This window comes from Aquipseudomonas ullengensis (assembly GCF_014174475.1).
GTDB classification, from domain to species: Bacteria; Pseudomonadota; Gammaproteobacteria; order Pseudomonadales; family Pseudomonadaceae; genus Aquipseudomonas; species Aquipseudomonas ullengensis.
Map to the genome: position 1 here is coordinate 66919 of NZ_JACJUD010000002.1, position 14931 is coordinate 81849.

Consider the following 14931-nt stretch of genomic DNA (forward strand, 5'->3'; position numbering starts at 1 on the left):
TGGGTGAATGGCATATGGAGGGGACAGGCCTCATATTAGGGAGCGAGGAAATGAGCGGTTTCCTTTCCACGAACAAGACGAGCTTATGATTCCGGCTGCTTCCTCCCAGAACGCGTTGACTGTCCAGCTTCCCCGAAAACCAAGAAGCCACGTCTTGCGCACGTCTCTGATGAGCAAGGTGCTCTCACGCGATGTTCGCCTGCGCCTGCTCTGCGCTGCGGCTGGCAGCGGGAAAACCACGCTGATGGCGGACTGTGCCCGCTCTCATACTGGTGGAAAGGTCGCTTGGATTCCCCTGCATGGCACGGCACTTAGCAACGAGGCATTTCTTCAACACCTCGTGGACGCGCTGGGGTTGGCTGCCCCGGAGGGGATCAACGAAGCCCTGGCAACTAGAGCGTTGCTGTCAATTTCCGAGCCTGTCTGGGTCATGCTCGATGACTACCCCCACCAGCCCACACCAGAACTAGATGCCTTGCTGGGGCGGCTTCTGAATTTGCACACCCCCGTTGTTCAGTGGTGGATAACGAGCCGGCGACGCATTGCCATCAACATGGCGAAGCTGCTGATCGCTGATGAGCTACTGGAGCTCAATGGTGTGGACCTTGCCCTCACTCATGCCGAGCTGCCGGCCTTGCTCGGCGAAGGAACCGATCTCAAGGCTTTCGAAGGCACCTTTCGTGATACCCAGGGCTGGTTTGCGGCTGCCTCCATCTGGCTTGCCGCGCAACAGAGCCAGCGCAGCCATCTGAGCAGCAATTACCAGCTCGAATCCTTGCTTCGGGACTACGTTGAAATCGAGGTGCTAGGCACGCTGCAAGGCCAGCTTCGGCAGCAATTAGCCGTCCTGGCAGTTGCCTCGGCCTTCGATGAAGCGCTCTGCTCGCACCTACTAAACCTAACCGATAGCTATGCATGGTTTCGGGATCTTGAGAGTCAGGGTGCACTGCTCTATCCCATCGCTGAACACCCAGGATGGTTCCGGCTCATGCCCACCGCAGCCTCCGTTCTGGCTCGCGAGCTGAGCACCGAAGACACCCAGCGTATTCATCTGCAAGCATGCGATTGGCTGGCGCAGCAGGAGCAATACCGCTTCGCAATCGACCATGCCCTGGCCGCAGGCAAGCATGAACGGGCGACAAAACTACTCGAGCAGCTTGCAGACAGACGTCTTCTACACGGCTTTCAATCCACACAGGTTTTTGAGTGGTTCAACGACCTTCCCAATAGCCTCACGCACAGCAGCAGCGACTTGGTTCTGCTCAACGCCTTCGCGTTTGGCGTTACGTTCCAAGTCGAGAAAGCAGCGGCCTGCCTGGAAAGCCTCAACAAGTTTCTCCCCGCAGCAACGGCTGAGCAGCACCTACGGACACTGGGTCGCGGCCAAGCGTTACTAGGGCTCCTGGCACATGCCTCAGGTGACCGCGAGCACGCTCAGCGCCACTGCAAAGAAGCTATTGCAGTCCTACCGGTCAAAGACTGGGCGGTTCAACTGCTTTGCCGCACCACCCTGATCAACCACGCATTGTTTGCCGGGCAACTCGCAGCCGTCGACGACCTTTTAGCCTCCGCACGGCAATTCTTGAAGCTGTTCGACAGCGAGCTGCCTGCGGTGGTGATGGATAACTATCAGGCCGAAGTCATGATGGTTAGAGGCCAGCTAGTTCAGGCAGAAACGATGCTTGAGCGCAATCTGCTACTCATCACCAACACCATCTTCTCCGAGCGAGGATGGGTGGGGCGGCTCCACCTCAAACTTGGCCAAGTCCAAATGCGCCTAGGCAAAATCGCTCTGGCTGAGGAGCATTTCTGGACCGCCTTCCGGATCATGCGCAATGCTCTAGAGCCTGCTGCGTACCAGGCCTTGCTGGCTTTGGCCGATCTAGCGCTACTGGATGATGAGGTCGGGAAAGCCAATAGCCTGGTGGAGAAAGCTGCCAGGCTATTGGCCGAACGGAAAATGACACCATCGAGCTACCTGGCGAATCTAGAGCTGGCACAAGCGAAGGTACTGATCCGGCGCCAAGAACCCGCCCGAGCATTGCTGCTACTTGAGAACATTCGCCAGCGGCATGCTTGCGGCCAAAGCACTCAACCGATGTCTACGCTTGAGTTGCTGCTGGAGTGTGAGGGGCTAATAGCAGAAGTAGGTGCGGCAGATCACTCGCAAGCACGCAGGGAACTCCAGGAAGTCATCGCCAAAGCCACTCCCCTTGGTTATCTAACCTGTGCTGCTGACCTGACGTTCAAGCTCGCCCTACTTTCCTACAACGCCGGGGAGAAGGACGAGGCACGGACCTGGTTACTTCAAGCTCTGGAGACGGCCAAGCCGCTAAACCATCGGCTGCCCATGGAGTATCTGGAGCGCACCCATCCAGATCTTTGCTCCCTCGTGGAGCGAGAGCGGCAGCACGACCTTCTTTCTGAGCGAGAAACCGAGGTGCTTCGACTCGTGGAGGCCTGCCTATCGAATGTCGAGATCGGGCAACGGCTATTCATCTCCATGTTTACTGTGAAAAGCCATATCCAACGGATCTGCGGCAAGCTAGGCGTGAGGCGTAGGGCGCAAGCGGTAGCAAAGGCCAAGTCGATGGGGATTCTCTGAGCAGTAGAGTGCCGATCCTCCGTTTAACGAAACAGCACTCTGCATGCGCCACTTCCAGGAAATGTCTATTTTTAGCGCGCTTGGCGGATGTTTGTAACCTGAAAAACTGTCCCCTTTGGCCGCTGTACCTGGCCAAGACTGCATACAATTTGCACCCGATTACCCTGGGCCATGACTATGGCTGCAACGAACAAGGAGCTCGCCGCTATGGCCTCCCCAGATAAACAGCAAAAACGCGCCCAGCGGGCCAAAGCCAAGGCCAAGCAGAACCGCTCTGGCAAGTTCAAAGCCAATGTCGTGCATCCGCTGCTGGCCAACCCGCTGATCGACGAGCCATTCGATGATGTCGAGATCGACCTCAGCACCTTCGACTTCAAAGACATCGAAGAGAACGGCTTCGACCCGGCGCACTTCGACGATTTGTTCCAGGCGATGAAAGTCGGCGAAGGCATCAGCCTGCTAGCGATGTGCCTGGTGTTCCTGCAATACCCGGTGCTGGAACTGGTGGTCGCGGAGGAGGCGGAAGACGCGGCGACCGACTTCATGATGGGCCTGCTGATTACCTATCGCGGGATCTTCCACGATGAAGACGAAGACAGCGCGGTGAATTGGGTCGGCGGCGATGCCTTCCAGAATGCCTACAACGAAGCGTCGATGATCCTGCAGAAGAAGAACGCCCGCGGCCCCCGCGTTTAGTCGCGCGCCGAGTCGCTACTGATGGTGTGGCGAGCGGCGCAAAGGGACAAACGGCGCCGCCGCACGGTTGAAGGTGCGGCGGCGGCCGGTGAGGCTCAGGATTTGACGAAGGCCAGCATGTCGGCGTTGACCTGTTCCTTGTGCGTATCGGTCAGGCCGTGGGGCGCACCCGGATAGACGATCAGCTTGGCGTGCGGGATCAGCCGCGCGGACTCCAGGCCGGCGGCCTGAATCGGCACGATCTGGTCGTCGTCACCGTGGATGATCAAGGTCGGCACGTCGAACTTCTTCAGGTCCTCGCGGAAATCGGTCTCCGAGAACGCCTTGATGCTGTCCAGGGTGTTCTTGTGCCCGCCGAGCATGCCCTGCATCCAGAACGAGTCGACCAGGCCCTGGGAGAACTTGGCGCCGGGGCGGTTGAAGCCGAAGAACGGACCGCTGGCGATGTCCTTGTACAGCTGCGAGCGGTCGGCGATCTGCCCGGCGCGAATGCCGTCGAACACCTCGATGGGCAAGCCCTTGGGGTTGCTCTCGGTCTGCAGCATCAGCGGCGGCACCGCCGAGATCAGCCCGGCCTTGGCCAGGCGGCTGGTGCCGTGGCGGCCGATGTAGCGGCTGATCTCGCCACCACCGGTGGAGAAGCCGAACAGCACCACGTCTTTCAGGTCGAGCGCTTCGATCAGCTGCGCCAGGTCGTCGGCATAGGTGTCCATCTCGTTGCCGTTCCACGGCTGGCTGGAGCGGCCGTGGCCACGACGATCATGGGCGATGGCGCGGTAGCCGTTGGCGGCGAAGTGCAGCATCTGCGATTCCCAGCTGTCGGCGCTCAGTGGCCAGCCGTGGCTGAAGACCACGGGTTGGCCGCTGCCCCAGTCCTTGTAGTAGATCTGGGTGCCGTCGCGAGTGGTGATGGTACTCATGTGACTAACTCCTTATCGATAGGGGCAGGTGGAGGCTCAGGGAGCCAGGAAGTCATCGGTACTGCTCATGCCGGCGTAGGCGAAGGCCAGTGCTGCCATGAAGGCGGCATGCACCTGGGCGGCCGGGACTTTCACGCCGTTGAACTCCAGGTCGAGCGTAGCGCAGGCGTCGTGGATCACCGTGACGGTGTAGCCCATGTCGACGGCGGCACGGGTGATGCCGTGGACGCACATGTGGCTCATGTTGCCGACCACCACCAGTTCGTCGATGCCGTGCTGGTCGAGGATGGCTTCCAGCTCGGTCTCGCGGAACGAGTTGATGAAGTGCTTGAGTACGACTGGCTCATCGCTGCGGTTGAGCACTTTCGGGTGCAGTTGCGCGCCTTCCGAGCCGGGGGCGAAGAACGGTGCGTCGGCGCTGGTGAACTCGTGGCGGATATGCACCACCAGGTCGCCGGCGGCGCGGAACTTGGCGATAACGCGGGCGGCCTGGTCGGCAGCTGCTTCAACCCCGACCAGGGGCCATTTGCCGTTAGGGAAATAGTCGTTCTGGATATCAACTACGATGAGCGCTTGCTTAGCCATGATGTTTTCCTCGGGTGGGTTGTGCTGTGGTGTTGGGGCCAGTGTTGGCCTTTTGCGGCGCGCCGAGGATTGGCAGGAACGACAACTGCGGTGGGTAAACTGACAATGAGCAATACGCGTGCGATCGCCGAGATCGGTCTGCTGGTCTACCCGGGTGCACAGACCTCGGCGGTGGATGGCTTGACCGATCTGTTCAGCGTGGCCAATCAGATTGCCGCTGAGCAGGCCTCGGCGCAGCTGCCGGTACTGCGCATCAGCCATTGGCGCCTGGATGAGAGTGGCGGCCAGCCGCTGCGGACGTTCGACAGCCAGCCCGGTGCTGCGAGCAAGCTGGTGGCGGTGCTGATTCCTCCCTCGCTGACCACCTTGCCGGCTTCCGAGGTGATGCAGCGCCTGGCTGCCTGGGTGCGCGAGCACCATGCCGGCGGTGCGACAGTGGGCTCGGTGTGCCTCGGCTCCTTCGTGCTGGCCGAAGCCGGGTTGCTCGACGGGCGCAAGGCGACCACCCACTGGACCCGCGCCAAGGAACTGGCCGAGCGCTATCCGCGGCTCAAGGTAGAAGTGGATACACCGATCGTCGACGACGGCGACATGATCACCACCGCCGGCCTGATGGCCTGGGCCGAACTGGGCCTGCGCCTGGTGGACCGGCTGATGGGGCCGAGCATTGCCGCCCACACGGCGCGTTTCCTGATGGTCGAGCACATGGACAGCGCCCGCGAATGCGGCAGCAACTTCGCACCGATCCTTAGCCATGGCGACGCCGCCGTGCTCAAGGTGCAGCACTGGTTGCAGGGCAATGGCGCAGTGGATGTATCGCTGAGTGCGATGGCCGAACGTGCCGGGCTGGAGGAGCGCACCTTCCTGCGCCGCTTCCGTGCCGCCACCGGGCTCAAGCCCACCGAGTACTGCCAGCATGTGCGCGTCGGCAAGGCGCGGGAGATGCTCGAATTCACCAACGGCACGGTCGACCACATCGCCTGGAACGTCGGCTACCAGGACCCGGGAGCCTTTCGCAGCACCTTCAAGAAGATCACCGGGCTGTCGCCCAGCGATTACCGCAAGCGCTTCGGGGTGAGTGCGCCGGCGGACAAGGCCGATCAGGCGGCTGCGCTCTAGATAGAGGGTTCCCATGCTTCCGGGACGCTTTGCGTCCCACAGACGTAGAGCGTCTGCAACGGCATGCCCACGCGGAGCGTGGCAACGATCAGACGATCAATCTCATGCCGCTCGGGGCTTGCAGACCCTCGCCAGCGTATTCAATCCCACCATCGCCCCCGCCCAGATTCCCGCCAGCACGGCCAGCGTCGGCCAGGTGCCCAGTGGCATGCCCACGTCTGCCAGTTGCGCGCCGGCGTAGTACGACAGTGGCCCGAACACTGCGCCGAGCAGGGCGCCCAGCCACCAGGGGCGCGCGCTCCACGCCAGGCTGTGGTTCAGGGTGGTGGCGAACAGGGCCCACAGCAGTGCCAGCCAACCTGGCAGCAGGGGGCTATCGCTGGGGAAGGCGAGCACGCCGAGGTGGAGCAGGCTGGAGTCCAGCAGGCAGCCGAACAGCAGCACGCTGAGCACCAGCCGGCCGTCTTCGCGCCAGCTGGAAATCCACAGGAAGTGCGCCACCAGGCAGGCGCCGGCGAGCAGCAACAGCCAGGGCCGCTGGGCGCCGAACACGCAGGCGAACCAGCCGAGCTGGAACAGCAGGGCGTTGAGGATCAGTGAGCGGGGCGCTGTCAGCGGCATATGGGCGGGCCGATAGTTCGAGGGGCTGAGAGTGCCCTCACCCCCGGCCCCTCTCCCGGGGGGAGAGGGGAGGTCATGCATCAAGCATCGAAGCGGCCGAGCAGCGGCGCCGGGCGGGCGCCTTCCTTGGCCAGCAGCAGTTGCGCGGTGCCGATGGTGCGTTCGAGGAAGCCACCCTCGCAGTAGCACAGGTAGAACTCCCACAGCCGGTAGAAGTAGTCGTCGTAGCCGAGTTGTTCCAGGGCATGGCGGGCGCGGCGCAGGTTGTCGTGCCACAGGCGCAGGGTGGCGGCGTAGTGCAGGCCGAAGTCTTCCATGTGGTGCAGGTTGAGGTCGGTGTCGCGGCTGACGATTTCCAGCATCTTGCTCACCGAGGGCAGGGCGCCGCCGGGGAAGATGTAGCGCTGGATGAAGTCCACCGAGCGCTTGGCCTGTTCGTAGCGCTGGTCGCGGATGGTGATGGTCTGCAGCAGCATCAGGCCGTCGTCCTTGAGCAACTGCGCGCATTGCTGGAAGTAGGTGGGCAGGAAGCGATGGCCGACCGCTTCGATCATCTCGATCGACACCAGCTTGTCGTATTGGCCGTCGAGGTCGCGGTAGTCCTTCAGCAGCAGGGTGATACGTTCCTGCAGGCCCTGCTCCTCGATGCGCCGCTGGGTGTAGGCGAACTGTTCGCGCGACAGGGTGGTGGTGGTCACCTTGCAGCCGTAGTGCACGGCCGCGTAGATGGCCATGCTGCCCCAGCCGGTGCCGATTTCCAGCAGGTGGTCGGCGGGCTTGAGCTGGAGCTTCTGGCAGATGCGTTCGAGCTTGTTCAGCTGGGCCTGTTCGAGGCTGTCGTCGGGGCGCTCGAACATGGCGGCCGAATACATCATGGTCGGGTCGAGGAATTGCTCGAACAGCGCGTTGCCGAGGTCGTAGTGGGCGGCGATGTTCTTCTGCGAGCCCTGGCGCGTGTTGCGGTTGAGCCAGTGCAGGCCCTGGATCAGCGGCCGGCCGAGCAGGGCCAGGCCGCGCTCCATGCCGTCCAGCACATCGAGGTTGCTGACGAACACGCGGATCACCGCGGTCAGGTCCGGGGTGCTCCAGTAACCGTGGATATAGGCTTCGCCGGAGCCGATCGAACCATTGCCGGCGACCATGCCCCACACCGCCGGGTCGAGCACCTGGATTTCCGCATGCAGCGGTGAACCGGCCTGGCCGAACAGCAGGCGTTCGCCGTTCTCGATGATTGCCAGCTGGCCGTGACGCAGTTGGCCGAGTTGGCGCAGCACGGCGCTGCGCAGCAGGCCGGCGCCCAGGCCGCTGCCGGCGCGCACGCGGGTCTTGGCGGAAGTCAGGTCAGGGCTTTTCATGGCTGGGCTCCAGATGGGCGGTACGTTGCTCGCCGTCCGCGGCGCGATGGGGAAACAGGGGGATGCGTTTGAGCAGCAGGCGCAGGGCCTGCCAATAGATGCCGAGCAGGGTCTTGCCGGTCATCCAGGGAAAGGCCAGCAGGTGCTGGTGCAGGCTGGCGCGGGTCAGCTCGATGCGCTCCAGGGCCAGGCCGGCGCTGAACAGCAGCTCGTCGCCCTGCCAGTCCTGCATGCGTACGTGCAGTTGCGCGCCGGGTGCGCTGAAGCGCATGCGGTATTCCAGCTCGCGCGGCAGGAAGGGCGAGACGTGGAAACTCTTGGCCACGCGATGGCGCGATTCACCCTCGGCATGGGTCGGCAGGACGTAGTGATAACGCTCGTGCCAGGGTGTGTTGCGCACTTCGCAGAGGATCGCGGCCAGGCGCCCGTCGGCCTCGAAGCAGTAGAAGAAGCTCGCCGGGTTGAACGCCAGGCCCCAGCTGCGCGGCTGCGCCAGCAGGCAGATGCGGCCCTGCGGGACATGCCCGAGGGCCGCGCCGACCCGCTGGCGCACGGCGTCCACCAGGGGCGTGCCGTGGCGAGTGAGCTGCGGCAGGAAATCGCTTTCGCGGAAGGCGAAGGCGGCCCAGGGCGAGCGTCCGGCCAGGGGTGACAGGGCCAGCACGGCGTCCTGTTCGGCCAGGTCGAGGTAGAGCATGCCCATGCTGTAGCGAAAGGCATGGCTGCGCGGCAGCAGGCGCCGGTGGCTGACCCAGCCGCGATAGAGGGCGCTGTTCACAGCTGCTCACCGAAGGCGGCGGCCACGCGCAATGCGCTGACTACGCCGTCTTCGTGGAAGCCATTGGCCCAGTAGGCGCCGCAGTAGTAGCTGTGCTGCGCGCCGTTGAGCTCCGCCCAGCGCGCCTGCGCGGCCACCCCGGCCAGGCTGTACTGCGGGTGGGCGTAGGTGTAGCGGCCGAGGACCGTGGCCGGGTCGATGGCCGCGCTCTGGTTGAGGCTGACGCAGAAGGTGTGCGGCGCCTGGATGCCCTGCAGGATGTTCATGTTGTAGGTGACGGCGGCGGGTTGTTCGCGCGGTCCGCCGAGGCGGTAGTTCCAGCTGGCCCAGGCCAGTTGGCGCTCGGGCAGCAGGCGGGTGTCGGTGTGCAACACCACGTCGTTTTCGGCGTAGCGCAGGGCGCCGAGGATCTCCCGTTCGGCCTGGCTGGGGGCGGCCAGCAGCGCCAGGGCCTGGTCGCTGTGGCAGGCGAAGATGACCTTGTCGAAGCGTTCGGCGCCGGCCGGGCTGTGCAGGGTCACGCCGTCGGCATCACGCTCGATGCGTTGCACCGGGCAGTTCAGGCGAATCCGCTCGGCGAAGCTTGCGCACAGCGGCGCCACATAGCTGCGCGAGCCGCCGGCGATGACCCGCCACTGCGGGCGGTGGCTGACTGAGAGCAGGCCGTGGTTGCTGAAGAAACGCACGAAGAACTGCAGCGGAAAACCGAGCATGTCGGCCAGCGACATGGACCAGATCGCCGCGCCCATCGGCACGATGTAGTGGTCGATGAAGCGCTGGCCGTAGCGCCGTTCGCGCAGGTAGTCGCCGAGGGTGGTGTCGGCGGCGATGCGCTGCCGGGCGAGGTCGTCGAGGGCTTCGCGGTTGAAGCGCAGGATGTCGCGCAACATGCCCCAGAAGCGCGGCGACAGCAGGTTGCGGCGCTGGGCGAACAGGCTGTTGAGGGTGTTGCCGTTGTACTCGCAGCGGGTCAGCGGGTCGCGCACCGAGAAGCTCATTTCGGCGGGTTGCGTGGCCACGCCGAGGCGTTCGAGCAGGGCGATGAAATTGGGGTAGGTCCAGTCGTTGAACACGATGAAACCGGTGTCGATGGCATGGCGCTGCCCGCCCACCTCGACATCGACGGTGTGGGTGTGCCCGCCCACCCAGTCGCTGGCCTCGAAGACCGTGATGTCGTGCTGGCGATTGAGCAGGTAGGCGCTGGTCAGGCCGGAAATACCGCTGCCGATGATGGCGATGTTCATGGTCTGGAATCCGCGTCGGAGGATGTGCGCGCCAGGCGTTTGCCCAGCGCCAGTTGCAGGCGTTTGGGCAGGTGAGCGAGCAGCACCAGGGTGGCGATGAACAGGCGCGGGAAGGCGATTTCCAGCGGGCGCCGATCGAGGTGCTCGACGATGTAGCGGGCGGCTTTGTCCACCGGCCAGCGCATCGGCATGGGGAAGTCGTTGCGCTGGGTCAGCGGGGTGTCGACGAAGCCGGGGCTGACCAGGGTGACATCGATGCCGGCACTTGCCAGGTCGATGCGCAGTGATTCGAAAAGGTAGCGCATCGCCGCCTTGGACGCGCCGTAGGCACCGGCACGCGGCAGGGGGAGAAAAGTCACCGAGCTGCACACCGCTACCAGGTGCGGGTTCTGCCCCAGGCGCAGCAAGGGCAAGGCGGCCTCGACGCAGAGGCTGGCGGAGAGCAGGTTGCTGCGTACCACGCGCTCGACCATGGCGGCTTCGAAGGTCGCCACGTCGATGTATTCACAGGTGCCGGCGTTGAGGATTGCCTGGTCGAGGGCGCCCCACTGGCTGGCGATGCGCGCACCGATGGCCTGCACCTGCTCGGCGTCGGTGAGGTCGCCGGGGGCCAGCAGCACCTGCTGCGGGTAGCGCTCGGCGAGGGTTTGCAGGGCGCCGGCATTGCGCGCACTGACGGCCAGGCGATGGCCCTGCTGCAGCAGCAAGTGGGCGAGCGCTTCGCCAATGCCGCTGCTGGCGCCGGTCAGCCAGATGCGCTTGCTCATGCCAGACGCCCCTTGAGCCAGGCGATCACGCGGCCGAGCACGGGCAGGTGCTCGTAGAGCAGCGCGCCGGCATCGAAGTAGTCGCGGTGCTGGTAGACCTTGTCCCACCACAGCAGGTGCGAGCAGCCGTCCACGCGGATCGGCCGGCCCGCGGCCAGGCGCGGGTGGCGATAGGTCATGGTCCAGCGCAGGTAGCCTTCGCCGTCGCTGACCTGGTCGTAGCCGTGGAAATCGAAATGCAGCTGGTCGATGTTGGCGTACAACTCGCCGAAGTAACCGCGCAGCGCCGGCAGGCCGCGCACCTCATGCAGCGGATCGCGGAACAGGATGTCGTCGCTGTACAGCTCGCCCAGCTGGTCGAGGTTGCCGGCATCGAGTGCGGCGAAGCGTTCGGCAAACTGGCGGAGGAAGTCAGACATGTGCCGGCTCCAGCGGCGGCAGGCTGCGGAACGCCTGCAGCACGCGCTCGCGGCTGTGCGCCAGGTCGACGATCGGCCGTGGGTAGTCGGCCAGGCCGAACAGCCCGCCCATCGCCGACGGGTCGTGGATGTCGCGCTTGTTCAGGCCGACCAGCTCTGGCAGCCAGGTGCGGATAAAGCGCCCGTCGGCGTCGAACTTCTGCGACTGGCTGATAGGGTTGAAGATGCGGAAGTAGGGCGCCGCATCGGTGCCGGTGGAGGCGCTCCACTGCCAGCCGCCGTTATTGGCCGCCAGGTCGCCGTCGATCAGGTGGCGCATGAAGAAACGCTCGCCTTCGCGCCAGTCGATCATCAGGTTCTTGGTCAGGAACATCGCCACCACCATGCGCAGGCGGTTGTGCATCCAGCCGGTGGCCAGCAGTTGGCGCATGGCCGCGTCGATGATCGGGATGCCGGTGCGGCCCTGCTGCCAGGCGAGCAGGTCCTGCGGGGCGTCACGCCAGGGCAGGGCCTCGGTCTCCGGGCGGAAGGCGCGGTGGCGCGAGACGCGCGGGTAGCCGACCAGGATGTGCTTGTAGAACTCGCGCCAGAGCAGCTCATTGATCCAGCTGACGGCGCCGGGGTTGCCGCTGTCGAACTCGCCCTGGTTACCGCGCAGCGCCGCATGCAGGCACTGGCGCGGGGAAATCACCCCGGCGGCCAGGTAGGTCGACTGCTGGCTGGTGCCGGGGACGATCGGGTAGTCGCGGCTGTCCTGGTAGTACGCCAGGCGCTCTTCGGCGAACAGCGCCAGGCGTTCCTGGGCCGCATCTTCACCGGCGGGCCAGAGCTGGCGCAGGCTGTCACTGGGCGTGGCGAAACCGTCTACCGCGGCGGGTACTTCGTCGCTGGCAATACCCAGCGGCGCCTGGGGCGCGGGCAGGCCGACCAGGGCCGGCAAGGCGGTGTGCAGGCGCTGGTAGCAAATCTTACGGAACTGGCTGTAGACCTGGAAGTAGCTACCGGATTTGGTCAGCACGCTGCCGGGCGGGAAGAACAGCTGGTCCAGGTGGCTGCGCAGCCGCACGCCAAGCGGCTCCAGGCTGGCCGCCACCTCACGGTCGCGGCGGCTTTCGTGGAGGCCGTATTCCTCGTTCACCTGCACGCAGTCGATGGCGTGCTGCCGGCACAGCTCGGCGATCACCTGGGGTGCATCGCGCCAGTGCGGCGCCCGGCGGATCAGCAGTGGCACGTTGAGTTCGGCCAGGCGCTGGCGCAGCTCGACCAGGTTGCGCAGCCAGAAGTCGACCTTGCACGGCGCATCGTCGTGCTCCAGCCATTGCTGCGGGCTGATCAGGTACAGGGCGATGGTCGGGCCGGCGCCCATGGCGGCGTGCAGGGCGGTGTTGTCCTGGGTTCGCAGGTCGCTGCGCAGCCACATCAGTTGGCGCATGGGGTGTCCTTTTGCGGTTCGCCAAGCAGCCCTAGGCGTTGCAGGAGCTGTTCGGCATCGAGTGGGTCGCGGGCCAGGTGCAGGCCGGGCAGGGTGTGCAGTTCGTCGGCGTGGATCTGCGTGGCGTGGCCGACCAGCAGCACGGGCACGTTGCAGGCGCTGTGCAGGCGCGGCAGTTCGCGGCGCAGCTGCGCGTTGTCCAGGGCCTGGCCGGCGTACAGCAGCAGGGCGCGCGGGGCGCTGTGCTCCACGGCCAGCAGCAGTTCGGCGGCGGGCACCGGCCAGTCGAGCACCTCCACCGAGCACTCGGCGCTGCTGGCGAGCCAGGCGCTCAGCCACAGGTTGGGCTCCAGCGGCAGGTCGGACAGGTTGACCAGCAACAGGGCGGCGCCAGCCTGCTGGCGGTTGTTGTGGTACAGCCGTGCGCCGAGCTTGCTGCGCAGCCAGGAGTGCCAGAACACCCGCTCCAGTTGGGCACCGAAGGGCGCGCCGTGCCAGCGCTGGTCCAGCTCGGCGAGCAGCGGCAGCAGCAGTTGCTGGCACAGGGTGCGCGGCGGATAGAGCGCCAGGGCGCGGTTGAACTGTTCGTCCAGTTGCCGTTCGGCCTGCTGCGCGATGCTGTGCAGCAGGGCCTGGCGCTGTTCCTGCCACAGGTTGCTGCCGACACTGGCGGTAGGGGTGCGCTGTTCGAGCAGTTCCTTGACCTGGCTGACCGCCACGCCGCGTGCCAGCCAGGCCAGTACGGCCTGGATGCGTTCGACGTTGTCGGCCGAATACAGGCGATGGCCCTTGGGCGTGCGGTGCGGCACGATCAGGCCGTAGCGGCGCTCCCAGGCGCGCAGGGTCACCGGATTGACCCCGGTGCTGCGCGCCACCTCGCGGATCGGCAGATAGCCTTGGGCGAGGGCTTGTTGATAGTCGTCGGGAGCGTTCATCAGATGGCGTTGCGCAGGCTGAGGTTTTCCGGGTGCGGCTGCAGGTAGGCCTGGTGCGCCACGTAGCGGTCCGGATGCTGGCGGAAGTGGTGCTTGAGCAGGGTCAGAGGCACCACCAGCGGGATGATGCCGCTGCGGTACTGGTCGATCAGTTGCTGCATTTCCTGTTTCTCCTCACGGCTGAGGGCCTGCTTGAGGTAGCCGGAGAGGTGCTGCAGCACGTTGCTGTGGGTGCCGCGGGTGGCGCATTTCTTCAGCGCCGCCATCAGCAGGCTGAAATAGCGCGGGCCCAGCTCCAGCGGCTCATGCTGGCCGAGGTCGCCGAGCAGGCGGCCGAGGGCCTGGTACTGCGCCGGGTTGGTGGCCATCAGCTGGTACTTGTAACGGGCGTGGAAGTCGGTGATGGCGCGGCGGCTCAGGCCGGCGGCCAGCAGGCGCTGCCATTCGGCGTAGGCGTAGACGCGGGTGAGGAAGTTCTCGCGCAGCACCGGGTCGTTGAGACGGCCGTCTTCCTCGATCGGCAGGTCCGGACGCAGGCGGCTGAAGGCGGCGGTGTACAGGCCGGTGCCGCCACCTTCGGCGGGGTAGCCGCTGTCCTGGTAGACCTTGACCCGCTCCAGGCCGCAGGACGGTGATTTCTGCATGACGATATAGCCGCTGATATCGCCCAGCTCGCCAGCCATACGCTGGCCATAGTCGCTCAACGCCTGGCTGACATCGTGCTCGCGATCCCGGCTGCCGATGGCGCGCGGGGCTTGTGGGTCGCCGACCAGGCGGATCGCTTCACGCGGGGTGCCGAGGCCGATGGCCACTTCCGGACACACCTGCACGAAGTCGAAGTGCTCGGCCAGGATCTGGCTGCACAGGCGCGATTCCTTATGCCCGCCGTTGAAGCGCACCTCGGCGCCGAGTAGGCAGGCGCTGATGCCGAGTCTGGGCTTGCTGGGGGACGGGCTCTGGTACATGGCGGGCACCTATGCTGATAACTTGTACAGAAATATAGTTCTGTACAATGTTGGTTCATCATAGGCTTATAGCTGTACATATCAAATAATTTGTACAGTTTTTGTGGCGGTTTCTAGTGTGGGCGATAGGCGGGTGCGGCCAAAACTCCCTGGCTGCGGGGTTGCAGGGTGTACATGGGCGGGTTCAGGGGTAGCCGAGCAGGGCCTTGATGCGCGCCAGATTGGCGCTGACCCATTGCTTGTCGATGGCGCCCCAATTGCGGATCACGTAATGCCCAGCGTTGTTGCGCTCGCCTTCCTGCTGCTCGAAGACGCACTCGATATCCAGTTCACCCAGAGCCAACAGTGTGTCCTGGGCGGTGCGCCGGGGCATGCCGGTGGCCTCGATCAACGCCGGCACGCTGGCGGCCACGCCACTGTCGATCAGCCAGGCCACGTAGAGGCGGCGATAGAAGCTGCTTTTGGTTTTGCTGATATCCATGAGCGTTCT

Annotated in this window: 15 protein-coding genes; 3 read left to right on the forward strand and 12 right to left on the reverse strand. The window is 64.8% G+C overall.

Annotated elements, in window-relative coordinates:
- Positions 1-169: 169 nt before the first annotated feature.
- The gene (locus H3H51_RS05780; protein WP_183088098.1) at positions 170-2605 is read left to right on the forward strand and encodes a LuxR C-terminal-related transcriptional regulator; all 2436 of its coding nucleotides are present in this window, start codon (positions 170-172) and stop codon (positions 2603-2605) included.
- Between the two features lie 207 nt (positions 2606-2812).
- Positions 2813-3301 carry a hypothetical protein gene (locus H3H51_RS05785; RefSeq protein WP_183088099.1) on the forward strand — a complete coding sequence of 163 codons (489 nt, stop codon included), beginning with the start codon at positions 2813-2815 and terminating at the stop codon, positions 3299-3301.
- 95 nt (positions 3302-3396) lie between these two features.
- Here H3H51_RS05785 and H3H51_RS05790 read toward each other — a convergent pair whose 3' ends face one another.
- Both H3H51_RS05790 and H3H51_RS05795 read right to left on the reverse strand, forming a co-directional pair.
- The gene (locus H3H51_RS05790) at positions 3397-4221 is read right to left on the reverse strand and encodes an alpha/beta fold hydrolase (RefSeq protein WP_183088100.1); all 825 of its coding nucleotides are present in this window, start codon (positions 4219-4221) and stop codon (positions 3397-3399) included.
- Between the two features lie 36 nt (positions 4222-4257).
- On the reverse strand, positions 4258-4806 hold the full coding sequence (locus H3H51_RS05795) for a cysteine hydrolase family protein (protein WP_183088101.1): 549 nt from the start codon (positions 4804-4806) through the stop codon (positions 4258-4260).
- Between the two features lie 105 nt (positions 4807-4911).
- On the opposite strand from H3H51_RS05795, the gene H3H51_RS05800 reads away from it, so the two are divergent.
- Positions 4912-5925: a GlxA family transcriptional regulator gene (locus H3H51_RS05800; RefSeq protein ID WP_183088102.1), complete on the forward strand. Its 1014-nt coding sequence runs from the start codon at positions 4912-4914 to the stop codon at positions 5923-5925.
- Positions 5926-6027: 102 nt separating this feature from the next.
- Here the strand turns inward: H3H51_RS05800 and H3H51_RS05805 are convergent, their stop codons facing one another.
- The 10 genes from H3H51_RS05805 to H3H51_RS05850 all read right to left on the reverse strand — a co-directional run bounded on the left by H3H51_RS05805 (position 6028) and on the right by H3H51_RS05850 (position 14922).
- Positions 6028-6546, reverse strand: a complete 519-nt coding sequence (locus H3H51_RS05805) for a DUF2878 domain-containing protein (protein ID WP_183088103.1) — start codon at positions 6544-6546, stop codon at positions 6028-6030.
- Between the two features lie 80 nt (positions 6547-6626).
- Positions 6627-7901, reverse strand: a complete 1275-nt coding sequence (locus tag H3H51_RS05810; RefSeq protein ID WP_183088104.1) for an SAM-dependent methyltransferase — start codon at positions 7899-7901, stop codon at positions 6627-6629.
- Positions 7888-8679 carry a DUF1365 domain-containing protein gene (locus H3H51_RS05815; protein ID WP_183088105.1) on the reverse strand — a complete coding sequence of 264 codons (792 nt, stop codon included), beginning with the start codon at positions 8677-8679 and terminating at the stop codon, positions 7888-7890. Before H3H51_RS05815 ends, H3H51_RS05810 begins: the two co-directional genes overlap by 14 nt.
- Positions 8676-9923, reverse strand: a complete 1248-nt coding sequence (locus tag H3H51_RS05820) for an NAD(P)/FAD-dependent oxidoreductase (protein ID WP_183088106.1) — start codon at positions 9921-9923, stop codon at positions 8676-8678. The genes H3H51_RS05815 and H3H51_RS05820 overlap by 4 nt, the downstream gene beginning before the upstream one ends.
- On the reverse strand, positions 9920-10690 hold the full coding sequence (locus tag H3H51_RS05825) for an SDR family NAD(P)-dependent oxidoreductase (protein ID WP_183088107.1): 771 nt from the start codon (positions 10688-10690) through the stop codon (positions 9920-9922). The genes H3H51_RS05820 and H3H51_RS05825 overlap by 4 nt, the downstream gene beginning before the upstream one ends.
- Entirely contained in the window at positions 10687-11109 is a 423-nt protein-coding gene (locus tag H3H51_RS05830) for a nuclear transport factor 2 family protein (RefSeq protein WP_183088108.1), read from the reverse strand. The genes H3H51_RS05825 and H3H51_RS05830 overlap by 4 nt, the downstream gene beginning before the upstream one ends.
- Positions 11102-12541 (reverse strand): deoxyribodipyrimidine photo-lyase, encoded by a 1440-nt coding sequence (gene phrB, locus H3H51_RS05835; RefSeq protein WP_183088109.1) that lies wholly within the window; start codon positions 12539-12541, stop codon positions 11102-11104. The genes H3H51_RS05830 and phrB overlap by 8 nt, the downstream gene beginning before the upstream one ends.
- Complete coding sequence (locus tag H3H51_RS05840) at positions 12529-13476, reverse strand: MerR family transcriptional regulator (protein WP_183088110.1); 948 nt, start codon at positions 13474-13476, stop codon at positions 12529-12531. Before H3H51_RS05840 ends, phrB begins: the two co-directional genes overlap by 13 nt.
- On the reverse strand, positions 13476-14441 hold the full coding sequence (locus H3H51_RS05845) for a YbgA family protein (protein ID WP_183088111.1): 966 nt from the start codon (positions 14439-14441) through the stop codon (positions 13476-13478). The genes H3H51_RS05840 and H3H51_RS05845 overlap by 1 nt, the downstream gene beginning before the upstream one ends.
- A 184-nt stretch (positions 14442-14625) precedes the next feature.
- The gene (locus H3H51_RS05850; RefSeq protein WP_183088112.1) at positions 14626-14922 is read right to left on the reverse strand and encodes a winged helix-turn-helix domain-containing protein; all 297 of its coding nucleotides are present in this window, start codon (positions 14920-14922) and stop codon (positions 14626-14628) included.
- Positions 14923-14931 lie beyond the last annotated feature (9 nt).